Raw genomic sequence first — 24,376 nt, forward strand, 5'->3', positions numbered from 1 at the left:
TTTCCGAATCTGTTAAATTTTGCAAAATGGAAGAGTGAAGCTACGCCATCTTTGGGTTCTGATGTTTTTTTTCGCTTTAGGAGTAGGGGGGCTCACTTATTTCAAGATAACGCCCTATGACCATTCCCTTTCTGCTTTAATAGGAATCTGGGAAGGTTTTTACGAAATCAATCCAGATTTAGTCGATCCCAATTTTGTGATTTATAAATCGGGAGGTTACGACGGGCAGTTTTTTTATTTTCTCGCAAAAGATCTGTTCGCCTCTGGTGATTGGGGTCTAATTGTAGACTCTTATCATTTTCGATTCCACAGAATCGGCCTTTCTTTATTCGCTGGTGTTATTTCCAAACTCATTGGTTTTTCGTATTATCCAGAGATCACTCTTTGTTTTCTTTTTATACTATTTTTTCTATCTGTATTTTGTTTGTATTCTCTTCTCCCCGAAAAAAACAAATGGATGATTGTTTTTTATTTATTCTCTCCCTTCTCTTTAAACTCAAATTTACTTTTAGTTGCAGATTCACTCTTTGTTAGCTTTGGGATCATTGCTTTTTATTTTTATCAAAATAAAAAAGACCTACTTGCTGTTTTCTTTTTTTTCCTGATGGTAATCACTCGCGAGTTGGGTGTATTATTTCTTGCACCGATCCTTCTCAAAAATCTAAAAGATAAAGAATGGAGAAATGTATTCCTATATTCATTTCCTGCGTTTGCATTCATTTGCCTCGTAGGGTATGGACTACTTTATCCACCAAACCATCTAGGAACCAATCCTCTTGGCTTTCGAGATATGACAGACCTTCCATTATTTGGTTTTTTTAAAAGTTTTAAGGAAGGAGACTCTTTTCAGTTCAAACTCAAAGAACTACCCAAAATTTTGTTTTTTGTTTCCTTTGTGGCACTTACCATCACAAGCATCCAATCACTAAAAAAATCATTCTCTACCGATATTTACTTACTCGTTCCCATCTTTGGCAGTTTGTTTGTGATTCTGATTGCAGAACAAGGATATTGGCGGTCCTTCGACAACTTAAGTAGAATGTTCACTTTGATTTTACCTTTCTCCTTATTGTTAGAGAAAGCACGGGAAAAACTTTTTTTACGTTTGTTCCTTGGAATTTCTATCACCCTATTTGTATTTTTAATTGTTCGTATTCTCTGGATCACACAAACAAAGGAGTTTTTCTTAAACCAATGATATCTCTTGCTTATTCACCATGCCCAAACGATACTTTTCTTTTTTACCATCTAATTCGAAACACAAATTACCCTGTAAAAGAAGAACTCTATGATGTAGAAAACCTAAACGAATTTGCTTTCCAAGGGAAATTTCCTGTTACAAAACTTTCGTTTGCAGCTTATTTTCACATTATCGAAAAATACATTCTATTAGAGACCGGTTCTGCATTGGGAAGAGGTTGTGGACCCATTGTTGTCAGAAAAAAGAACTCAAACACAAACCTCACCAATTACAAAAACTTATACATCCCTGGACTTTTGACTACAGCAAACCTCTTACTTTCCTTATACACAGATGGAAAACACAAACCAACTCCACTTCGTTATGATGAAATCATTCCCAAAGTAATTAGCGAAGAAGAGAGTCTTGGAGTGATCATCCACGAAGAAAGATTTACCTATGAAGCAAGGGGAATGGAAAAAGTTATAGATCTTGGAGAATGGTGGGAGAGTTCCACAGGATACCCAATCCCCTTAGGTGCGATTGCCATACGTCGGGACATCCCTCGCGAGGAAGCACTTAAGTTCCAAGCCAATCTAAAAGAAAGTTTAAGATCAGCCTATTTGGAACCAAAAGAAATGATGGATTACATCCGAACCAATTCACAAAACAAAGATGATGCGGTGATCAAATCTCATATCAATTTGTATGTGAATGATTTTACGAAAAATCTGGGAGAAGAAGGACACGGAGCAGTGGAATATCTACTCAAACGCGCGGTACAGGCAGGTTTCATTCAAAAACCCACCTCACTTCCCTTGTTCTTAGGAGAAAGTTAACATACAAAGGATATTTCCTTTGTCCCGTTTACAAGCCTCCACTGCTTTTGCAACAAGCATTCCTGGTTTCAATTTGGAAGGATCCGCTTTGACTGCATGACCAGAAGAAAGTCCCGACACTAAAAGATCTCCAGGATAAATCGGGACCTGGGTTGCATCCACATGGATCTTTGCAATTCCGAGTAAAGCCACAAGTACGTATTCTACTGCTTTTTCTTGTTTTCCAAAAACCACATGTGCATTAGAAACACAGACTCCTATCACATTCGTAGAGTAGGGGTGTTTCGATCTTCCAAGAACTCCTGGTTCTTCCGTTGCCACAAGTAAATCCCCTGCAGTCACAACGTCTTTTCCATCCAATCGGAAATAACGTGCAATACATTCTTCGCCACCTTCTTTTGTAATGCGAAGATTCCCTTCAAACAAGGATTCTCCATTCGCATAGATGGCTTTGCCTGAACCAGATAGTTCCAATTCCGGGATTCCTTTTCCATCCACTACAAGGGCAAAATCAGATTGGGAGAGGAACCGTCCCCCTGGTGCCGTAGTTCCGGCACCTAAGATTCCAGCAGATTGTTTTGAATCCTTTCCTTTAGAGATTCCATAGATCCCAATAGAATTTCCAAACCCAGAAACACCAATTCCATTCGAAACACCGGAAACACCAGTCCCCGGTTTGGTATTTTTTCCATAAATAATCGCATCTTTTGCCTGTGGAGGGACAAATCCTTTAGCGGAACCTTCAGCTTCGCCAGTGATCTTTAGAAGACCTGTGTGGGAATTAAAATCATGTTCTTTTTCCGCATAAGCATGAGTATGCGGCTTTGGATCTCGTTTGTCCGACAACCTTGGGTCATCAGAAAGCACAACCTTACCGGGGATCGCTTCTCCATGATTTGCAAGTAAAACAATTCCAGCATCTTCAAACCCAGCCTTCGCCAATCGTTTGTCATTTCCTTGGACAACAGCACCTGGTTTCGCTTCACCAGAATGAGCGAGTTGTACAATTCCATGTAATTCAGTACTCGCATGTTTTAGACGTTTATCATTTCCTTGCACGACGGTATTTGACTCTTCTCCCCCATTAGGAGCTAGTTGCACAATCCCTTTCGCAGTGTTTGTAGCATCTCTAAGTCTAGGGTCATCGCCAGTAACAACTTTATCAATGGCAACCTCACCAGAATCGGCAAGTTGTACGAGACCAATTGATTTTTTGGTAGCAACTCGCAAACGAGAATCATTTCCTTGGACGGCAACTCCAGGGCGAGTTTCGCCATCTAACGCAAGCTCCACGATCCCAGGATGATCCGTAGAGGCACTTCGCAAACGTTCATCATCAGATTGAACGACAAGACCTGGACGTGCTTCCCCACTTCTTGACAGCCGAACCAGACCATGAGTAAGTTCGGTGGCGATTTTTAGGCGTTTATCATTTCCTTGGACAGCAACTCCAGGTTTTTCTTCCCCATCCGACGCTAGTTCAACAATCCCTCGGTATTCGGTCGTGGCATCTCGAAGTCTTCTGTCATTTGCTTGGACCACAACACCTTCTTTTACTTCTCCATCCACAGCCAATCGGATGATCCCAGAACGAAGGACAGAAGCATAGGGGAGGGGCTCTCTTGCTGGCCCACCGTAATCTTTTTTGTCTGGACTTGAGTATAACTCGAGTTCTATGACTTCGGTGATATAATCTTTTTTATTTGGTTGTTTCTCTTGGAAAAAAACAAGTTTTAAGAATCTTAAATTTACAGGAGAAAATCTCCACTTATACCAGGTCCCTGGTTCGGAGAGAAAGAAATTTTCTTCATGTAATTGGTGCCAAGTTAAATCATCTTCGCTATAATAAGTAACAAATCTCTCCGGGAAATTGGTAATAGGATCATTTTTAGTGAGCATACGCATTTCTTCAATGCGGTTCACAGAACCCATATCTAGAATTACATATTCCTCTTCTGGTTCTTCTTTTTTCTTAGAAGACCACCCATAGTCTGGCCTTGTATCAAAAAGGTTTTCTTTTACAAACAATCGATCTAATTCGGAACTTGCCTGAATGGATTGGATTCCAGTGATGAGTATCTTAAGTTGTCCAAAACTGATCCTATTTTTTCCATTACTTGCTTTTCTAGAAATCTTCGAGACAAACTTCACATAACGGGCGCTAGTAAGAGAAAATAACCACTTTGCGGACGTTTTAAAAGACTTTCGAAAAGAAGATTCCTGTAAAATAGGCTCCCAATACTTCCCATCGTGAGATAACTCAAATCGAAATGAATCAGGAAAAAAATCTAAACCATCTTTGCCTGGTAAAAGTTCGATTCCATTAAAATACACAACGTCATCAAACTTAAAGATGATGGAAGAAAGAGAAGATTGTTCTTTTTCTTCAAAAAAGGATAAAAATTCTTCGTTTTTGACTTCGTAAGTTCCTGAAGTGGAAACGGATTTGATGGGCAGAGAGTAGGGGTGGCTTGTGCGGATTAAATGATCTTTCATTGCGCTTTTTGATGCTAATTCCTTCCAAAAAATACCGTTTTTCTATCCAGTCTATCGAATTTCACTGAGGCGAGATCCTTCTTCTTTCTCTGAAAAAACGACAAGGACGCTTGGTTTTACTTTTTCCGTAAAATACATCTGCACAATTTGGCGCAAATGCCCTTGGAGAGTGGAATTGACGATGATCACATTTCCGTCGGTTTGCACTTGCACTCTTTCCAATTGGTTCCAAGAGGACTGTGTCAGTTCTTTACTTGCCCAGGATAAAAAACCAGACCAAGAGGCCGGATGGGAAAACACATCCTCGGAAGTGGATTTTTGCTCATTTTTAATCACTTCCTGCCTTTGTGAAGAAATGATCTCTCTACATAGAGATTGCAAATAAGTTGGGTTTGATTCCATGTGCAAAGATACTGCTCTTTTGTAAGCTTCCAAAGCAATTTCAGGCCCGAAAGTTTCGACTAAGTTTTCGAAGGCTTTTTTCTCTTCCTTTTCCTTGCCCATTTCCAAAGTGGCCGGCGGTGCCGGTACATTGTTTGTATTGGATATAGTTATATTAATATGGTTAGGGGTTCCATCCGCACCCCCCTGAACCGATGGTTTTGATCCCCCAGAGGCACCCATCTCGGAATCCCTGAGGGGTAGGTTTGTATCCCCCAGAGGGGTAATTCTGGACCCCTCATAATGGAAGGAAAAATGGTATCTTGTCGAAGTTCTACCGCTCCCTGGAACTTGGTAGAGTAGTCCTGCTTGAGTGAGTTCTTTTTTTGCAGATACAATGGACTTTTTCGTTTTGAAACCCGTAAGCCTCATCAATGTCTCTGTATTTGGCCAGACTGGTTTGAAATTGTAATCGCTGAATTTGAGTAGGACCGGGTAGAGGGTTTTGGCGGCATGAGAAAGCTCTGCCCAAACACCAGAATCTATGATGTCGGTCATCAGTCGGATATAGGGATGGCGCTGGTCGCTCACAAAAGCTCCTCCGCTTTTCTGCAAAAATTAAACCAAATTTAAGCAAATTTTACGAAGGAGTTGACATTATCTGACATAATGTTAATTATGTCTCATCCAACAACATTCCTTCGGGAAACCCCGACCCCCTGGAATCCCAGGGGAATTTTTTTATCTTTCGGGTTCGGGATACTACAGACCCCACGTCTCTTAGTTCTTTAAGAAACGTTTGCTCAAACTCAAATTGCTTTTATTATGTCACATTATTGTCGGATTCCGGCAGATGTCAAGTTCGTACAGCAAATTTCCTAAGAAGTACTGAAAATTTTTTTCCTTAGTACTTGACTGCTTAGTACCTGATTGGGTTATGCCGAATCCCCGTATTTTTTCACTAATTCTTTGCGGATGAATTTATAGATATCACCCAGAAGGATTTCATCGTCTGAAAGGATTTGGATTCCTGTTCCCGTTCTTCGGATTTTGTATCCTGAGAGGGATTGGGTTTTATGGGAATTCGATTCCCCTGATTTCGTTTGTTTGTTAAAGTCTTTGGCGTCTCTAACGGTTTTTAATGCCCCTTTGTGAAAGAGGGTTAGAAATTCATCCAAACTTCCTTTTTTTGCGGCTTGGGCTGCTTGTACGAGAAGGTTCTTATTGTAGATTTCATTTTTTTTGCATTTCTCGAGGTCTGCTTTTGACATCGATGTGATGGAAAGAACCTCTGTCATATAACTTCGGCTTTTTCCAAAAAGGTCCCCCAGTTCCTGGTCTGTATAGTTGTGGGAATTTTTTAGGAAGAGAAGGGCATCCACTTCCTCATAAGGGGATAGGTTTTCTCTTTGTAGGTTTTCGATGACTGCTAATTTATAAATTTCTTTGTCAGGGCGATTTAGAATTTTACATTCTATTTCGGACCAACCGAGGGACTTCGCGGCATGGTATCTCCGCTCTCCCGCGATGATTTTATAACTACCTTCCCTTTCTCCTTTGGAAACAATGATGGGTTGCAATAACCCATCTGCCTTAAGGGTTTGGGCCAATTCCTCGATTCCTTTTTTCCTTTCTTGTCTCGGTTGGTATTCCGAGGGTTGGATTTTCTCCATCCGAATGGTTCGGATCGTCCCATCCAAATTTTCTGCTTGGTAGATATCGGCGAGAGTTCCGAGGCGTTTACTTTTTAAGCTCATGGAGAACCTCCTCAATAAACCCTTCGTATTCTTGGGACTGTCTGGAAGAGCGATTGTAATCAAATACGGATTTTTTTGCTAAGTGGCTTTCTCCAATGGCCACCCCATCAGAAATCGTATGTTCGAAGATACGGAAGTATTTGGTCAAAACCGGCAGAATGGTTTTGGTGAGTAAGGTCTGCGGTTTGAGTTGGGTGATGAGAGCTCCTAGGATTTCCAAGTCAGGGTTGATTCTTTTTTTAATCGAAGAGATGGTCTGCTGGAGGCCCATGATTCCATCCATGGAAAATTTTTCAGCCTGGAGAGGGATGAGTACGTAATTTGCGGCCACAAGACTGTTTACGGTAAAGATAGAAAGAGAAGGGGGACAGTCAATGATGACAAACTCAAAATCTTTGATTCCAGAAAGCGAGTCTCTTAAAATGTACGGTGCCTCTACGGAATTTACGGAAACTGTTTCCATTTCCGCCAAACGCATGCTAGATGGCGCTACCCACAAATGTTCGTTATACGCCGGTGCAATGATTTCTTTGAGACTAGTTGCGTTTTGGAAGAGATGAGCTAAATCTTTTTCAACAGTTTCAGGGTTCAGAAAAATTCCTGTAGAATTTGCCTGAGGGTCCATATCAATGAGCAGGGTCTTGTGATTTCGACGGGCGAGCCCCATGGCAAGATTCAAAGAAGTAGTGGTCTTTCCTTCTCCGCCTTTTTGGTTTGCAACTGCAATGGTGATCATCTCTCTCTTTTTCCCTTCCCAAATGGTATGCTTTCTCGCCGAAAATTTGGGATCAATTGTATTTTTAGAAAGGAGCAAAAAAAGGATTTTTCTGCCATTTCTCTCCTCATTGTCGGACATCCGACATACAGAAAATTAGCAAAAACTATCTCCTCTGTTTGCGTCGGACATCCGACATTCAAATAGGTACGTACTTGACAAAGTGATTAAATTTAAACAGTTTCATAGCATGCCTTCTCAAGCCATTTCCCTGCTTGCCTCTGAAAAAAATGGCAAGGATTGGATGGATTCTGTCCTTCCTGTTTTATGGGAAGGGTTATGTACGGAGTTAGGATTCTCTGCTGGCGTGGTAGTTTTGAAAGCAGAGGGAGAAGATTCCTTTTATGAGTCTGCTAGCTTCGGGTATGGAGAAGATGGGTTCTATTATTCTTTTTTAAACCGCGGATCTTTGCACTGGGAAGAGCTGATGCACTCTCCAGAACCTGTGTTTTTTACGGGGGCAGAGTTTGAATTATTTGGGAAAAAAACAAATGCCGCCGCCATTCGGATCTCCTCCGGGCGGGGAGCGGTTGGGTTTCTTCTGGTAGAATTGGAGGAAAGTCTCACCATTCCTGCAGGAATTTTTCTTTCACTTTTTGCAGAAAAAATTGGAAACGCATGGGGAAGAACTAGAACTGGTTTGAACGTTCCGGAAGCCTCTAGGGATGAAAATTCTCATTCTCTTTATCGTAAAGAAATTCCCAATTTAGATCTAGCCCAACAAGAATTTGTGAAGCAAAAAATTCTAACGATTCTTGGCCCGCCAGGGTCCGGCAAAAAAACTCTGGCGAAGTGGATCCACCAGTCCCAATTTCCTGGAGCTCCTTTCCTTGTTGTGGAGTCTTTGCCTGAACATTTTGGGAAATTGGAAAAAGCGCTCTCTGCTTGGGGGGCTGAGTTAGAACAGGGGAGTTTGGTTCTTGCGGGAATCCAAACTTTGAATCTGGGGCAACAGCAAATCCTCTCCGATTGGTGGTCCAAGTCGGGATATTCTGGATCACTTTTTTTACTCGGATCCGAAGAAACAAACCAAGAAATATTACCAGAGTTTGAAAGATTTCTCCGAAAAAATTCGTTGGTACTACCATCGCTCAGGTTTCTTTCGAAAGTAAAATTGCAGTCTTTAGTTCAGGTTATATTTGAAGAGTTGTCTGGTTCACAAAACCGATCCGGCTTACAGCTCGCGGATCAAAGTTTGCAAGAATTGGTTTCCCGGCCGTATGCGGAAAATTTTGCCGATTTACGGAATGCAATTCTTACGGGGATTTTGACCTGCCGAACCAGTCGGGTCGAACCAGCAGATTTAGAACCAGGAAAATCCAAGATGGATTTAGAGATTCCCGACGCCGAAGATTTAGACTTGCGGCGTGGAACAGAGGCCTTAGAAAGGCAGAAGATTCTCCTGGCCATGCGGATCTTTTCGGGCAACCAAATTCGGATGGCAAAGGCCTTGGGCATTTCGAGAGGATCTCTCCAATATAAAATGAAACAGCTTGGTTTAATGTAAAAATGGATGATACTGTATACGAGGAACGGAAAACCCCGGCAGGGTTTCTTGTCAAAGTCCGACTCTCCAAGCTGACTTACGTTGTTTTTACTGATTCTGGACCTGAGGTGCCGAAGGGTGCGAGGAACAATTCCATCGTTGTCAATGTCCCTCGTGTCGGGTTTTTTGGGGATGATTTTGACGTTTCCCATTTCCACTTGGGGGAGTTATCTTTCGTCAATGTCAAAGCCGGGAAATTGGTCATTCCTTACCAACATGGTTTTTCTAACGAAATCAAAACCATCTATCTGGGAACAGGGAGTCTCAGTGACGTTCTGCCTGTAGTCATCTATCATTATAAAAATAAAGAAGAGCTGATGGCAGCTTGGGAGAGAGGGGAGCAGGCTCAGTTTTTGGTCGTGGATGAAGAAATCCCTCGGTCCGATATGGTTTCTTTCAAAATCAGATACCCGAGTATGAATATCCTTGTGATCAAAAAAAGGATCAATACTTCTGCTGAATCCCAGTCTCCAAAAACAGACGAATCCAAGGATAAGGGAGTCGTCGATTATGACAAGGTTCGGGCCACGGATGTTGCCAAAAACCAGAACCTAAATACCTACAGCGAAAACCCGGTTTTCTTGGCAAGGATCCATCTCCGAGCCATGGAGCTTGATAAGGTAAAACAGCTTCTTCTCGATTTCCATCTCTCTTCCGATGATGTAATGTTCATCCGAACCTTTTTGGATGTGATGATCAAAAACGAATTGAAAAAGCCAGAATTGGATGTGGTGAAAAATCAGCTCATTGCTATGAACGAAGCTTTCCGATTAGCAGTTTTAATTTTGGAATTCCGTGTAGAGGATTTTGAGAAAGAATTGGACTCGGGATTTTCAAAAGAAATCTCAAATATGATCTATGCTCTCCTAGCAAAGGAACAAGAGACCGCACAAGACCTAGAACATGAAATTGTTCTCTGGGAATGGAAGCTTCGCGTCCGCTCCCAGATCCTAAAAAAATAATCAAAATTGCCTAAAAAAAGCTTTATTTTTGCCTGATTTCGTTGAAAACTGAGGATAATCCTATGATTTTCTCTGGAAAAATAAAAAATCTGGCACAAAAGTTGCAAAAAGGGACCCTTCTGGCCCTGGTTTCGATTTTTTTTATTTTTCCTGTTTCGGGCCTATTCGCAGACGAAGCGGATCTCCCTGTTATCATTCCAAACGATGAACTTCTCACGCCCATTGAACTTAAGGACGGATTGGTTTTTGAGGTGGTGGTTTCGGAAGCAACAGAACTTGCCGTGAACGAATCCTCGGTGGGGGAAACTCAATCGGGAGGTTTTCTCAAATCTTCTGATCTTTCGGATTCCCAGTCCTCTATTCTTTTTGTTAAGGCGGGAGTTGAGAAATTTCCTTCCTCTAGATCTAAATTTTTCTCTGAGACTGACCAAGAGAGAGATAACAAAATTGATTTTGTTTTTGAGGGAGCCCTTGGGTATTCCTGCGTAAAATCGATTGCCAACCCAGGACTTTTTAGTTTTCTGGGGATATGTCTCAGCCGAAGCGAGTTGCCTTCCAAAAATTTCTTAACGCCATGCGAAAACTCTCTACTGAAGTCAATGACTCAGAGATCTGCAAACGATTGGAAATTCTTATGGCGACCAGTAAGGACGACCTCCCTCTGGCCGTTGTCAACCAGCTCCTCCAGGATCCAAAGAATTTCGATCCTAAAACCATCCCTGAGCCATACACACAGTATGTCCGACACTTCATCTACATGGTCAAACGAAATGGCCGTGTTCCCAGCGACCTTCTCGCTGGAGAAGAGGACAGGTCTTCCGCAGATCGTGCTTCTGGCTCCAAACCATCTGCAAAGAAGTCAGCTAGCTCCAAATCAAAGAGTGGAACATCCAAATCCACAACTCCTGTAAAGAAGGGGAAGTCTTCCCCTAAATCTTCAACGAAAAAGGCTTAAAACCAACAAAGTTTCCTAGCTTTGAGACCTTCCTGTGCTGCGCACAGGGGGAAATCATACTTTTCTCCTTGTGCGAGACATAAGCAGAAATCAGCATAGACTGCCCATTTTTAAGCATTTACTGCGTCTTTCATTCGTATCGCAGGCTAAATCCGCTAGAACCATCTAAAAGTCAAAAAAACTGATCAAATTTAGGCATTTATTGGAGATGGCTCGGGAGACTTCTATATGGCCAATTCTGGTCACCAAACCATTGTTAGGGAAAGATTCGCTGTTTGGGTTACGGCACCCACTGTTCATGCTTGGGCAGCCAATTACCGGCATGTTCCTCTTTCGGCAGTCTAGGTATGGGCAATTGTCCTCTTTGCCCGGGATTCGGCACTACCTGCAGTTCCTCCAAAGGAAAAGGGATTTGATTTTTGCGCAGGGCTCCAGGAAGGGCATAGAAGCTTGGGAATTTTCGTGTGCCATTGGATGGCGGGAATTGGGCAGATCAAGCAAGGAGAACCTATCTGCTTGATCTGCAGTCCTCCAAGGTTTTTGTTTAAAAATAAGGGGAAAATCGATGTTTCGGCCTGTAGTTAGCACAGGAAGAATTTTCAAGGAAATCAGCGATTTTCATTAATGATGTACCGCAAGGAGTAGCCCAGATCCGGGCATTTAGTGGAACTTATCTTACTTTTTGCAAGATCCGAGGCCCACCCTCACCCTCGAGGGGATCGGGTCCCAAGGGGAAAGCTGGTCAAACTACATTAAAATCGTGCCAAAATGTCATGTGTATCGAAAATGCATGCGTATGTAAAATTGGCAGGAGTTTGAATAGTGGTTGCCAGGCTTTTGTTTTCAACCGACCGTTCTTTTTTATATGGCTGAAACGATACGACTCAGGGTGAAATGCCACGCATGTTCTAATTTAATTGAAGGAACGGCCAAATATGGCTCCGGGCACTTCGTCCCAGAAGGGATAGTGTTTGATTTTGTAGCAGTTGGGAAGGTGGAAGGCGCCCAAGGAAGAAGGGTAAAGGCTGAAGTGACTTGCACCTGCCCTAATTGTGGGGTAAAGTGCAAGTATAATGTCTAATTGATTATTATTAATCAGAAATATGCTTTTTAATTCTGCTGTCTTTGCGGTATTCCTTCTCGCTTCCTTAGCCCTATGGTATTGCTTGCGATACTTTTTACATAAATTTAAGCTAAAAGATAATGTTGATTATTCATATTATAGATTAATATTGGTCATTTATTTGATTGTTATTAGTGTTATTTTTTACTCTTTTTGGCACCCGTTCTACTTTCTCCTACTCTTCTGGGTGGGTTTTGTTGATTTTTCTTTGGCCCGGGTTCTTGGTTTTGCCAAATCCCTGCCTTTTCGCAGGCTTATTTTGGGGGTTTCTCTCATTAATAGTCTCGGAATTTTGATTTTTTTTAAATATGGGCAATTTATTGATGAAAATTGGGCATATATTTTAGGAACTCCTCTCTCTAACAATCCAGAATTCTGGACCCATTGGCTCCTTCCTGTAGGAATTTCTTTTTACACTTTCCAATCCATTTCTTATTTGGTTGATGTCTACCGGAGAGAATTGGCTCCTGAAAAGAGTTTTTTTTCCTACCTTCTCTTTCTTTCTTTTTTCCCGCAACTAGTGGCCGGTCCCATCGTTACGGCAAAATCCTTTTTACCTCAGATTCGTAGGCCTCTCCCCTTTCTCAGAATTCCAATTGTTTTTGCGGTTTTTCTCATCCTCCTCGGATTATTTAAAAAGATGGTGCTCGCGGATCATTTGGCAGAGACTTCTGACTTTGTTTTTTCTCACATAAGTGAGATTTCTTCCAAAGCCCTATGGGTGGGAATGTTTTCCTATTCCTTCCAGATTTATTGTGATTTTTCGGGTTACACAGATATTGCCCAGGGGGCGGCACTTCTCTTCGGGTTCCGCTTGCCGGAAAATTTTAAGATGCCTTATCTATCTGCTGGGTTTTCCGAATTTTGGACTCGTTGGCATATTTCTCTTTCTGGGTGGCTTAAAAAATATCTTTATATCTCTCTTGGTGGAAATCGGATCGGAGAACTTTTTACATATCGGAATTTATTTCTCGTGATGGCCATTGGTGGCTTATGGCATGGCGCTTCTTGGAATTTTGTCATTTGGGGGAGTTGCCATGGGTTGTTATTGATTTTTGAAAGATGGGGTTCTGGTCGCTGGCAGTTATGGAGTTCTGGTTGGATGCGACCGATTCGAATTTTAGGAACTTTTCTTTTGGTAAGTTTGCTTTGGATTTTCTTTCGAAGTTCAGATTTCGGGAGTTCTCTGTGCTACCTACAGGGTCTTTTCACAAAAAAAGAGGGTTTTTCTCTCCCGTACACCCTAGAAATGAGTTTTCTTTACTGCGTTTTTTTTATTTTTATCGGGCATATTTTGGGTAAGTATTATTTTGATGACAATAAGCAATTGTTAGGTGCTTTTCAAAAATGGCAAATTTCCTTAGGGAAAACGCTGGTTTTTTCTATTTTTGCTTCGGTTTTCCTTATTTTGATTGTTTTGTTTTCGGCCGATAGCAAACCTTTTGTGTATTTTGTTTTTTAGGGGGTAGTATGAAACAAAGGTTATTGTTCGTATCGTTCTTCCTTTTTTCCTTATTTGCGATTGATTTTTTCTTTTTTAAAAAACTTCAGTTTTTGTTACCAAACGAGTCTCCTTGGAACACGAACCATTTTTTTAATTTTTTATATGAATATGAGAGAATTCGAAAACTTCCTAAAACAAAAAAGAGAATCATCATCGTAGGAAGTTCTGTTGCTTACTATTCGATCGATGCAAGGAAATTAAAAGAATCTTTGCTCATAGATTTTGATTTGGATGTAGATGTTTTTTATTTAGCATACGCAGGGAATAGTCCGCTATATGTGTATCTACTCCTGGGTTGGTTAGATCCGTTGGAGCCGGATTTGGTGGTTTATCCGGTTAATTTTATAGATTATCGTCTTCACCGAACGTACGTTATCTTTCCTGAGGGTAGAAATGATTCTGTCGATGAATCTGTTGTTGTCAAAGATGCACTTACTTTTGGAGAAGCTCCGCAGTCTTTATGGGTATTCCCTTGGGAAACCCTACTCGAGGTTGGGTCTTCTATGGACTGGGAAACCTGGTCTAAATATGTTCTTTCTTCGGGGTTTTCTTTTTATCGATACAAAGATATCTATCAGCAAAATTTGCAGAATTTGATCCAACATAGGTTTGGTCGAAATACTAGCTATCATGCATACGCCGGGGCTCTCATTCCAGAAGGAATCAACGGCCTTGGTTGGACGGGTCAAAAGTTTAGTTTTTATCCCACAGAAAAAATCAAAAACAAAGGTTTTTGGGTCGAGGTTACCTCCTTTCTTTTGGCAGGGAAACCCTGTCGGATGCAAATTTCGAACGGAACCCACAACCAAGAAATTTTACTAGAAAAAGAAGGTTGGGTTCGTCTGTATTTAGATTCTAATTTCTTTGATTCTAAAAAGTTAGTCACTGTAAACTTAGAGCGAGTGTGGTTTGCCAACCAGGCGACAGGTGCGTATTTAGATTATCATTATGACCCTATGGGTGTTCGTTTGGAGCAAACTTTTGGACTAGAAGAAGCTAAGTCTGAAATCCAATACGAAAGGGAACCTAGGACTGAAGACTTTCGCTACATAGGAATGAAAGACGAGGAATACCGAAAGTATTTTCAATACCGATTGCTCGATGGCTTGGAAAAGAGGCCGGGCATCGGATATCTTGTTGCCCTAAAATTGGCAAAAGAAAGGATCCGAGAGGAAAGCTTTCGGCCTTATTTTCACTTTCGGTATCTTAAAAAAATCGCAGATCACTTCCGTGAAAGAAATGTTCGTTTTTTACTCATCAATAATCCTGAAAATCCCATCTCACTAGATTGGTATGAAGGTTCGAAATGGTATCAGGATCATTTGGCCTATCTGGAGTCTTTGGCAGGCGGGTCTGTACATTATTGGGACATCCACCGAACTTTACCCATGCAGGGTTTTTCTGACTTCCACCACTTCACATATGTGGGAATGGAACAAATGAATCCGATTTATGCCAAAAGAATTGGAAATCTCTTTCCGAAATAGGATGTTTTTCAATCCTTACATTAGATAAGGAATTTTATGGAAAAAATCAAAGTTGGAGTCCTGGGAGCAACAGGTTCCGTCGGTCAAAGATTCATTCAACTTTTGGAGAATCACCCTTATTTCACGGTGACTCATTTGGCAGCTTCAGAAAAAAGTGCCGGCCAAACTTATGGTGAGGTTATGAAATCTCGTTGGAAGATTTCATCCGATATCCCTGCATACGCGAAAGATATTATCATTACGTTACCAAATCCAGAAGTCACGAAGGGCGTGCAACTCGTGTTTAGTGGTCTTGATGCCTCCATTGCTGGAGAAGTAGAAACTGCTTATGCAGAAGCGGGAGTGATGGTTCTTTCCAATTCGAAGAACCATAGAATGGATCCGAATGTTCCTATCCTCTCTGCGGAAGTGAATGCAAATCATTTGGATGTTTTGCAATTCCAAAAGACGAAAGGAAAAATCATTACCAACTCCAACTGTACAATTATGGGTGTGACGATTTCACTCAAACCTCTCATGGATGCGTTTGGACTTAAGTCTGTGATGTTATTTTCTATGCAGGCCATTTCGGGAGCAGGATACCCTGGAGTTCCCACTATGGACATTCTTGGGAATGTGGTTCCTTATATTGGTGGGGAAGAAGACAAAGCAGAAATCGAACCACAAAAATGTTTGGGAACTGTGAAAGATGGAGTCATCCAATCGGCAGACTTCAAAATTTCTGCACATTGCAATCGAGTTCCCGTTTTTGACGGGCATACGGTTTGTGTTTCTGTTTCTTTCGATAAAAAACCAAAAAAAGAAGACATTCTTAAGGTTTGGGCCGATTTTCAAGGAGAACCGCAGAAATTGGGATTGCCGTGTGCACCAAACCCGGCTATTCTCTACCGCGAAGAAAATGATAGGCCTCAACCACGTCTTGATTTAGAGACAGGGAGAGGAATGACTACCGTTGTTGGAAGGCTACGGGAAGATCCAATTTTGGATTGGAAATGGGTAGTACTTTCGCATAACACGATTCGAGGTGCGGCCGGTGCTGCCATTTTGAATGCAGAGTTATTGTACAAAAAAGGATTTTTTAACTAAGGAACTTACTCGGTAAATGTTAGATCCCAACCTCCCTGAATTAAAAGTAATGGATTACACAGCCTGCCTTCAAAAGGTACAGGCTATGGATTCACGGGGGGACTTTTCCTACAAAGGGATCTATAAAGTACTACTTGTGATTTTCGAATGGACAGATAAGTTTTTACAGAACAAAGTCCTTCCCAATGTAGAACAAATTGAACGTGATAGTTCCATTGATCGTGATCGTACAGAAAATTATGTGATCGATCTTAGTTATAAACAAAATCCAGCCATCATCAGAAAGATGAATGTCTTAGAGTTTCATCCGAACGAACCTGGTGATCCAGAAAATCCAAAGACATTTATCAAACACAATACTGTTTTTGCAAGACCCACTACCTCTGATGGGGGAACGGCATTCCGTTATGCATTGGGTTTAAACGAACTTTCTACTGCGGCCATCAAGGGATGGTTTGGTGAAAAAAGAAAGTATGTTGGTAAAGAAAAAATGCGTAAAGTCATCAAAGCCGCGGTGGATTCCAACAGGCTATTTGATACTTACGCGTCCACTGAAATTGGGAATTTATTCCAATGTCCTTATGACAAAACCAAGGTGCAAAAGGATGCAACCATCATCATTCACTTAAAACCAATTTTGAAACAATTGGTGGATGATAAAATTTTGTTTTTCTTTCGGAATGATTCTGCATCAAGACCTGCCAACAAAAGTGTTTTCCTGTATAATAAACCAAACGAAATTGCAGATCGTTATGACGGTTATATTGATTATACAAAAAATACGATTTATCCTGCTCTAAAAAATTTAGGAGTTATGGGAGAGGTCACGGAGGATTCTTGGAGTTCTCCTCGTAATCTTCTAACTGAAATTAAAGGATATATGAATGATTCTTACGGGGATCAAAAGACGCTCATCGAAGAGTGTTTGGTTTTAAATGAGATTATCGAAAAAGATAAAGAAAGAGAAGAAAAACAAAAACGCAAACAACAAATCGATGATCTTATGGCCTTTCTTGCTGAGGCCGGCCGCATTGTGGAAGTCAATTTACTTCGTGTCAGTGGGGAACCTTTAACGGATGAGTTTCGTGCCTCCCTTTTATCGCAACCTGAACTTTTATATACAGAGTATGCGGATAACAAAATTTATAATGAATTTATCCTTCATAAATCTTGTATCCCGCAGGCGATTGAATCTGCAAAACGAACTTTTCAAATCAAACATTCTGATTTAGAGATTCGTGTTTTGAATCAAATGAACGTGACCCTTCATATGAATGATGAGAGTCCTAAACGGTTGTTGGAAGAAATCGAAGCACAAAGTCTTTTCCAGTTCCTGCCGTTTTTTACTAGAATTTGGCGAATGATTATGGGTAGTATGACTGTCCATAAATTTGAAATCCCTCCGATTAAGGCTCGTTTGCAGCAACAGTTAAACAAGGATTTGGCGAGTCAAAAAGCTAAAAAAATCTCTCAAGAGAGAGATCGTTTGGTTAAGGCACGTCTCAAAGAACGAGAGGAAGCAGAAAAGGATGCTGATAAAAAATCCAAGCAATCACAACAGGCAACATCCTCAACTGCTGGATTTAATGGTGGGGAAGAAGACTCCGAACCAGTCAAACAAGGTAGCCCAGAAGAAGAGAAAAAATGGAAAGAATCCATTGAGTCCATTATCCGTATTTTAGATGAAGCTTGGGAGTTTGGAGTATATCCAGACCGTGAGTATGTTCTTTCCAAATTAAATGGAAAGTTCACTGAAGAGAATTTGATTTTTTTCCTAAAAAAATTCGGAGGAAAAGAAATCTATAGTTTTCCGATCCGAAACCAAAGGGAAAAATTTCCATGGCCGATTCTTGTCTCTACAGGTTATCTAAAACGACATGGCAAAAAACTTTTAGATAAAGTGTCAGCTGAGAGTGACCGCCAAAGAAGCGAAAAATTTCCAAACCAAGAGAAATTCGACATTGCTGAATCGCAATTAGACTTTCTGAATAGAATCTTACCTCGGTTAAAACCTTAAATTATGCCTGCTATAGAACAATTAAGAGCTAGAAAAACAAAAATCGTTTGCACCATCGGTCCTGCGACTGCTTCCAAAGAAATGATCCGAAGTTTGGCTTTTGCTGGAATGAACATCGCAAGGATCAACATGAGTCATGGGGACCATGAGTTTCATAGAAAGATCATTCGTATCATCAAATCACTCAATAAAGATGAATTACATAAACATCCTATTTCTATCCTTTTGGATACACAAGGACCAGAAATTCGAACTGGGGATGTCCAAAATGATCTTCACTTAAAAGTGGGAGAAACATTCACTTTTCATATCATTCCAGGAATGGAAGCAGAAGCTCAGAGTGTTTTTGTAAACTATCGTGATATCGTAAAAGATTTAAAAGTAGGTGATAAAGTTACCGTTGACAACGGGCTGATTAATTTAGCTGTACAAGAGATTCGTGAAAACGAGCTCGTCTGTACCGTATTAGACGGCGGGAAACTCGGATCTAGAAAACATATCAATTTACCTGGAATTCGGGTCAACTTACCTTCGATCACTCCGAAAGACCTAAAAGACATACTTTTTGGATTAGAAGAGGATATTGATTTTGTAGCTTTGTCTTTTGTTCGGTCCCAAGAAGATGTAAAACAACTTCGAGGCATCATTGATGAAAAGAACCATCATGCACAGATCATTGCCAAGATTGAAGACCAAGAAGGTTTAAAGAATTTAGATGCCATCATTCGTGAATCTGATGGGATTATGGTGGCTCGTGGGGATTTGGGAGTGGAAATCGAAATCGAAGAACTTCCCATTGTCCAAAGACGAATCATCAAACGTTGCCAAGAAGAAGGGAAACGTGTCATTGTCGCTACCCACTTATTGGAATCTATGATCCAAAACCCATCCCCTACAAGAGCAGAAGTAACTGACGTAGCCAATGCTGTGTATGAAGAGGCAGATGCCATTATGTTGTCCGGTGAAACGGCGATGGGAAAATATCCTGTGCGTTGTGTGGAGATGTTGGATAAAATTGCACGTCGTATGGAGTTATCGATTAACTTAGGTCTTGCGGCACAAAGAAAACCAAAAGACCAAAAAGAAGAGATGGCTCGTTCTGCTGCAAATTTAGCAGATTCTATGCAAGCACATGCCATCATTGCCATCACTCGGCGGGGAATCACTGCCAATAATCTGGCATCGTTCCATCCGAAATATCCAATTGTTCATGCATTTACAAATATGACGTCTGTTAGGCGGAAACTTTGGCTGACAAGAGGAGTGATCCCTTACCGGGTTGATTTTTCTTCGGATCCAGAAAAAACAATCAAACTCGCCATCCAAACTCTAGTAAATAATGGATATTTGCAGATGGGGGAAAAGGTAGTCATCCTTTCTGATATCATTGCTGGTGAAGAACGAGTCGAAACCATCCAAGTTCGTGAAGTAAAGTAACTCTAATGTTCTTTCGGAATCTGATTTCTTTGTTGGTAATTGTATCAACATGGCCATCAGTTTCCCTGGTTGCTCAAGAGAGAAAATCGGATGTACCAGAATGGCTCGGTGAATTTAAAAAATTAGATGAAAAGGAACTAGCCACTAAAAAAGAAGGTTGGTATGCTACCGGCCTTCCTTTGTTTGGGAACGATGCCGTCAATGGATCTGGTCTTGGAGTGCTTACCAACATTTTTTATAATGGAACGAAAGCAGACTCTTCTTTTAAATACACTCCGTACGAACATTTATTCAATGTGGGAGTTTACCGAACCAATCGCGGAACTCAAAATAATTATTTAGCATGGGATGCTCCTTATTTTGCTGATACCGCGTATAGACTTAGAGCTTACGTGGGTCACGATGCTAGTTTTTATAATCAGTATTTTGGTGTGGGAACGGAGAGTTTAGAGCCACTTTATTTCAAAGATAGAAATGTAGATGGCAGTCGTATCACTAGAAATGCCACCTATTCAGATTTTGAAAATGCCAACTCTTATACACGGAATCGTGGGCCAGGGAAAGAGTTTAGTTCGAACCAACATTACCATGACTACCAATTTGAAACTACTTATGGGCAATTTGCTGCAGATAAAACCATTTTCCAAGTTTTCAGAGTTTGGGCGGGAGTCGAGTTCTCGAAAAATGCAGTGAGGCGGTATGACGGAACTTCGACAGAGGGTAGAGAGCCTTTGACAGGAGTGCGAGTCCCGGCAATCGAAGGCAGTTCTAAAATTACAGAAGATGCCAATGCAGGAAAGATCATCGGAATCCATGGTGGGAACCTAAATTATGTTCGTGCGGGGATTGCTTATGATACAAGAGATTATGAACCAGATCCAGATCGTGGTTGGCTCATTGAATACAATATCAACAAATCAGAAAGAACTATCGGTTCTGATTTTAATTATATAAGGCATTTCGCCCAAGCAAAAAACTTTTATCAACCCTTCCCAAAACTTTTTGAAGAGTTTGTGATCGCACAGCGGGTCGCACTCACAAAAATTGAGGGTGAGGTTCCGTTTTTTGAATACCGATATCTTTTTTCCATCGATGGTCCGTTTGGTGCTCTTGGAGGACAGAATACACTGAGAGGATATAGGCAAGAACGTTTTTTTGGACCAGTCATTGGGTTTTATAATATTGAATTACGTTACCGGGTAGGAAGTTTTTCCTTTTGGGATCAGTTCTTTCAATTGAGTATTGTTCCCTTTTATGATGTAGGTCGTGTTTGGGATAAACTTCGAGATGTGAACACTTTGAATTATAAACATGCGCGTGGGATTGGATTACGTCTGATTTGGGACCAAGCAACTGTGATTCTACTCGACTATGCTTACTCCAGAGAAGACCAATTGTTTTATTTGGACATTGGTCATACGTTTTAGGGGATATTTAGTAAATTTAAAAGGAAAAAATCTAATAGTTTAAGGATTGAATATTCCTGTTTAATATAATGGCTTTATAACTTCTTCAAAGTAAGAATTATCTGAGACAATTCATCATCAGTAAATGAACCTTCAAAGGAAGGCATTGCAGGCGGATAGCCTTCTACTATCTCTAAATTTGGATTGAGAATGGAGTTACGTAAATAGGTTTCGTCTGCAAGTATTTTTTTCCCGTTTGTTAAATTCCGAACCTTGTTATAGATTCCCTGTAATGAAGGCCCTACAATTTTTTCACTTGATTCAATTGCATGGCAAGCTGTGCAAGCTCTCATTTTCAGCAGTCTTTTCCCTTTGAAAAACATTAAATTTTCATTCATATTTGGAATACTTTTCTCTGGGTAACTTAACTCATTTGGGTCTAATAATTTATTTCCTTTTGAGAACATAATTTGTGGAGGTAAATTAAATTGCCAATGCACTACATCGAGTTCAATTAAATCTTTGTTTAATATGTTTCCTTTGAAATGATACTCTCCATCAACGTCCTTTGTGGAAAATTGAATAGTTGTTCCTGAGACTTTATACTCACCAAAAGCTAGTTGCGGATCTGATGTATTTTGTAACGATAGATTGGTTGAAGTATTGTCAATCGTCTCGTCAGTTATTTTTGATAGAACTAAACCATCTTTGTAAAAGCGTAGATAGATATTCGAATTGGCAATAGTGCCTGAAGTATAAATTCCAGTTGGATTTTCTCGAATGCCGATTTTTGCCAGAATAGGTTGGAAATATGAACAATCCTGAAATATTAAAATGGAGCAGACGCAAAATATTTGGTTTAGATAGGGTTTCATTTTTTTCAGTACAAGAGTCAGCTATATGTGACTTTGTTCACTGTATTACTAACAACTTTCATTCCATGTCAAACCGAAAAGGGAAACCAAAATAGGTTCCCCTAACGCGAAACTTCTATTTCATAGGAACTTCAATCACGAGGAGTTCTGATTTCACTTCTGCATGAAATTTATATTCCTCTTTTCCCCAATGCCCGACGGCATCTCTTCGTTCCAAGATGGTATCTTCGACTTTTAATTTTCCACTGATCAGAAAAGTAAAAATCCCTTGGCCCGGTGCATGGACGGAATAGGAAAGATCCTTTCCTGGATCCAAGGTCGCGAGAGAAAAGTATGCATCTTGGTTGATCCAAACGGCCTCTTCATCAATCGGAGAAACAACAGTTTGAAAACGGTTCACTCGACCCGCTTCTGAAAATGTTTTTTGTGCATATCTTGGTTCGATGCCTGCCACTTTAGGGAGGATCCAAATTTGCAAAAAATTGACTTTCTTCTCTTTGCTATGATTGAATTCCGAGTGAAGGATTCCCGAACCTGCGGACATAATTTGTACATCTCCAGTGCGAATGATTCCATTCGTACCTGTACTATCTTTATGTGCCAATTCACCAAAAAGGGGAATGGATACAATCTCCATATTTTGGTGAGGGTGCGTACCAAATCCCATGCTTGGTTCAACGATATCATCGTTTAGGACACGAAGAGCGCCGAAGTTAGTTTTTTCGGGATGGTACCAGTGGCCAAAGCTAAAGGAGTGGTGACTGTCCAACCATCCGAAATTGACATGCCCACGTTCGGAAGCCGGGTGGAGTTTTTTTTCTACGGAATTGCTGTTGGGTTTTAATGTTTCCATATTGAATAGTTTAATATCAAACTATAATAAGTCAACCAAGTTTTGTTTTCAGGAGGGAAAAAAGAAAATCACTTTCCATTGGTTTTCCCTTTCCCGATGATCATTCTATGTCGATTGGAACTAGTTTGGAAGTAGTAAAGACAAAGAAAAATTGGGTAGAACTTGGCCCTGTGTATGTGAACCGAGTCAGGTTTCTTCTCGCGGGATTTTATATCATAGCGACTCTCGGATCCTACAAAACCTCCACCACTTTGCAAACCATGAGTTATTTGGTGGGGATTACGTGTATGTTTTTGTATGGGGGGCTTCAGGCCTATTTATTCAAAAAGGAAAAGTTAAGTGCGTTCTTTCCAAAGTTTTTGATTATCATGGACATTACCGTACTCTTTGCTGTGACAGCTTCTGGTCTTCTTGGAGGTAGTGGTGTTGCTGCTGATTTAATCAAGTCACCTACACTTTATGTATTATATTATTTCTATGTAGTTTACTCAGCGTTTTTATTTTCAAAACGAACTTTGCTCATGATTACTTACTATTCCGCATTTTGTTTGATCCTTATCTTGGCCATAGGTTATGGGCAAGGAGTTGAGTTCAAAGAAGCCGAAGGGTTACAAAGCCAGAAAGGTACGGTCGGTATTTCAAATGAAGTGTTTAAAATTTTATTTTTAATTTGTTTTGGGTATCTAACTTCTGCGGTCCTTAATTTATTAAATACAATCAAAAACGAGTCGGAAGAAAGGCAAAAACTGGCGGAGTCCGAAAGAACTAACTCGGACAATTTAAATCGTGATTTGGTAAGAGTCGGTTCGGAACTTGTCAAAACATTGAAATCAATTCGTGAAATCACAACCGACTTCAACTTACAAATTGAATCCCAAGACAAATCCATTCATGAACTAACAGAGTTTGTTTCATCATTTTCAGAAAGTATCCAAACTTCTGTGGATAATATAGGAAAACAACACAATCAGATTAGTTTATTAAATCATAAATCGGATACGTTGAAACTGAGTATTTCTGAAATTGGATCTGTTGTTGAGGAATTAAATACAAATATGAGTGATTTCCAGGATAGAAGTAATGTTCTTTCTGAGACGGTTCAAAATCTGGAAGAAAGACTTAGATCGGTCAATGAATCTCAAAAAGAAGTCAGTGAAGTGAATGATATTATGGCAGAAATTGCCGACAGAACCAATTTACTTGCACTCAATGCTTCTATTGAAGCGGCAAGGGCTGGTGAACATGGAAGGGGATTTGCAGTTGTTGCTCAAGAAGTCGCAAAACTAGCAGAAAATTCGAATGAAAATGCCACAAAAATTAAAAAAATCATTACGACTTCTAATAAATTCATTCAAGAAGGAACAGAACTCGCTTCTGTTTCTCTCAAACAGACAGAAGCGCTCCAGTCGAAGTATGAGCTTTTGAGTGCAGTGATCAAAACAGCAACAAACAAAATCAATTCTCAAAAGAATATTAATAATGAAGTACTTGAGTCCCTAGATTTAATTGAATCGATTTCTAAGGAACTGGACCAAGAATCAAAATTGTTAAACCAAGACAAAGACCAGATGGTCGCTGTAGTTCAAAAAATGGATGAAATCAATAGAGAAGTAGTGATTAATGCTAGAAAAGTAGGTGAGAATACTTTAAGTTTGGAAAAACAGGCTGCAGAGCTTGCTTCTGAATAGAAATCATTA

The 24,376-nt window shown here is 40.4% G+C and carries 19 protein-coding genes; 13 read left to right on the forward strand and 6 right to left on the reverse strand.

Annotated features, from left to right (window positions below; translation table 11 throughout):
• Positions 1 to 19 precede the first annotated feature (19 nt).
• Entirely contained in the window at positions 20 to 1,198 is a 1,179-nt protein-coding gene (locus CH361_RS16255) for an AZOBR_p60025 family cell surface glycopolymer formation protein (protein WP_100791876.1), read from the forward strand.
• Positions 1,195 to 2,019, forward strand: a complete 825-nt coding sequence (locus tag CH361_RS16260) for a 1,4-dihydroxy-6-naphtoate synthase (protein WP_100791877.1) — start codon at positions 1,195 to 1,197, stop codon at positions 2,017 to 2,019. Before CH361_RS16255 ends, CH361_RS16260 begins: the two co-directional genes overlap by 4 nt.
• Here CH361_RS16260 and CH361_RS16265 read toward each other — a convergent pair.
• The 4 genes from CH361_RS16265 to CH361_RS16280 all read right to left on the reverse strand — a co-directional run bounded on the left by CH361_RS16265 (position 2,005) and on the right by CH361_RS16280 (position 7,389).
• Entirely contained in the window at positions 2,005 to 4,515 is a 2,511-nt protein-coding gene (locus tag CH361_RS16265; RefSeq protein ID WP_100791878.1) for a discoidin domain-containing protein, read from the reverse strand. The genes CH361_RS16260 and CH361_RS16265 overlap by 15 nt on opposite strands.
• 51 nt (positions 4,516 to 4,566) lie before the next feature.
• Positions 4,567 to 5,454: a helix-turn-helix domain-containing protein gene (locus CH361_RS16270; protein ID WP_100791879.1), complete on the reverse strand. Its 888-nt coding sequence runs from the start codon at positions 5,452 to 5,454 to the stop codon at positions 4,567 to 4,569.
• A gap of 377 nt (positions 5,455 to 5,831) precedes the next feature.
• The gene (locus CH361_RS16275; protein WP_100791880.1) at positions 5,832 to 6,653 is read right to left on the reverse strand and encodes a ParB/RepB/Spo0J family partition protein; all 822 of its coding nucleotides are present in this window, start codon (positions 6,651 to 6,653) and stop codon (positions 5,832 to 5,834) included.
• Positions 6,637 to 7,389 carry a ParA family protein gene (locus tag CH361_RS16280; protein ID WP_100791994.1) on the reverse strand — a complete coding sequence of 251 codons (753 nt, stop codon included), beginning with the start codon at positions 7,387 to 7,389 and terminating at the stop codon, positions 6,637 to 6,639. The genes CH361_RS16275 and CH361_RS16280 overlap by 17 nt, the downstream gene beginning before the upstream one ends.
• 229 nt (positions 7,390 to 7,618) lie before the next feature.
• On the opposite strand from CH361_RS16280, the gene CH361_RS16285 reads away from it, so the two are divergent.
• From CH361_RS16285 to omp85, 10 genes are all read left to right on the forward strand, one after another.
• On the forward strand, positions 7,619 to 8,935 hold the full coding sequence (locus CH361_RS16285) for a helix-turn-helix domain-containing protein (RefSeq protein WP_100791881.1): 1,317 nt from the start codon (positions 7,619 to 7,621) through the stop codon (positions 8,933 to 8,935).
• Positions 8,936 to 8,937: 2 nt separating this feature from the next.
• Complete coding sequence (locus CH361_RS16290) at positions 8,938 to 9,936, forward strand: hypothetical protein (RefSeq protein WP_100791882.1); 999 nt, start codon at positions 8,938 to 8,940, stop codon at positions 9,934 to 9,936.
• 529 nt (positions 9,937 to 10,465) lie between these two features.
• On the forward strand, positions 10,466 to 10,891 hold the full coding sequence (locus CH361_RS16300; RefSeq protein ID WP_100791884.1) for a phosphatidylinositol phospholipase: 426 nt from the start codon (positions 10,466 to 10,468) through the stop codon (positions 10,889 to 10,891).
• 865 nt (positions 10,892 to 11,756) lie between these two features.
• Positions 11,757 to 11,972 (forward strand): hypothetical protein, encoded by a 216-nt coding sequence (locus tag CH361_RS16305; RefSeq protein ID WP_083901925.1) that lies wholly within the window; start codon positions 11,757 to 11,759, stop codon positions 11,970 to 11,972.
• A gap of 334 nt (positions 11,973 to 12,306) precedes the next feature.
• Positions 12,307 to 13,476, forward strand: a complete 1,170-nt coding sequence (locus tag CH361_RS16310; RefSeq protein ID WP_279627942.1) for an MBOAT family O-acyltransferase — start codon at positions 12,307 to 12,309, stop codon at positions 13,474 to 13,476.
• Between the two features lie 8 nt (positions 13,477 to 13,484).
• Entirely contained in the window at positions 13,485 to 15,005 is a 1,521-nt protein-coding gene (locus CH361_RS16315) for a hypothetical protein (RefSeq protein ID WP_100791886.1), read from the forward strand.
• A gap of 36 nt (positions 15,006 to 15,041) precedes the next feature.
• The gene (gene asd, locus CH361_RS16320; RefSeq protein WP_100791887.1) at positions 15,042 to 16,091 is read left to right on the forward strand and encodes an aspartate-semialdehyde dehydrogenase; all 1,050 of its coding nucleotides are present in this window, start codon (positions 15,042 to 15,044) and stop codon (positions 16,089 to 16,091) included.
• 16 nt (positions 16,092 to 16,107) lie between these two features.
• Complete coding sequence (locus CH361_RS16325) at positions 16,108 to 18,108, forward strand: hypothetical protein (RefSeq protein WP_100791888.1); 2,001 nt, start codon at positions 16,108 to 16,110, stop codon at positions 18,106 to 18,108.
• Between the two features lie 3 nt (positions 18,109 to 18,111).
• The gene (gene pyk, locus CH361_RS16330) at positions 18,112 to 19,545 is read left to right on the forward strand and encodes a pyruvate kinase (RefSeq protein ID WP_100791889.1); all 1,434 of its coding nucleotides are present in this window, start codon (positions 18,112 to 18,114) and stop codon (positions 19,543 to 19,545) included.
• 5 nt (positions 19,546 to 19,550) lie between these two features.
• Positions 19,551 to 20,972 carry an Omp85 family outer membrane protein gene (gene omp85, locus CH361_RS16335; protein ID WP_100791890.1) on the forward strand — a complete coding sequence of 474 codons (1,422 nt, stop codon included), beginning with the start codon at positions 19,551 to 19,553 and terminating at the stop codon, positions 20,970 to 20,972.
• Positions 20,973 to 21,046: 74 nt separating this feature from the next.
• On the opposite strand, the gene CH361_RS16340 is transcribed toward omp85, so the two are convergent.
• On the reverse strand, positions 21,047 to 21,826 hold the full coding sequence (locus CH361_RS16340) for a c-type cytochrome (protein WP_100791891.1): 780 nt from the start codon (positions 21,824 to 21,826) through the stop codon (positions 21,047 to 21,049).
• A 115-nt stretch (positions 21,827 to 21,941) separates the two neighbouring features.
• The gene (locus tag CH361_RS16345; protein ID WP_100791892.1) at positions 21,942 to 22,679 is read right to left on the reverse strand and encodes a pirin family protein; all 738 of its coding nucleotides are present in this window, start codon (positions 22,677 to 22,679) and stop codon (positions 21,942 to 21,944) included.
• Between the two features lie 107 nt (positions 22,680 to 22,786).
• Here CH361_RS16345 and CH361_RS16350 point away from each other — a divergent pair, with 107 nt between their 5' ends.
• Entirely contained in the window at positions 22,787 to 24,367 is a 1,581-nt protein-coding gene (locus tag CH361_RS16350; protein WP_100791893.1) for a methyl-accepting chemotaxis protein, read from the forward strand.
• The last annotated feature ends 9 nt before the right edge of the window (positions 24,368 to 24,376 follow it).

The organism is Leptospira brenneri, from assembly GCF_002812125.1.
GTDB lineage: Bacteria > Spirochaetota > Leptospiria > Leptospirales > Leptospiraceae > Leptospira_A > Leptospira_A brenneri.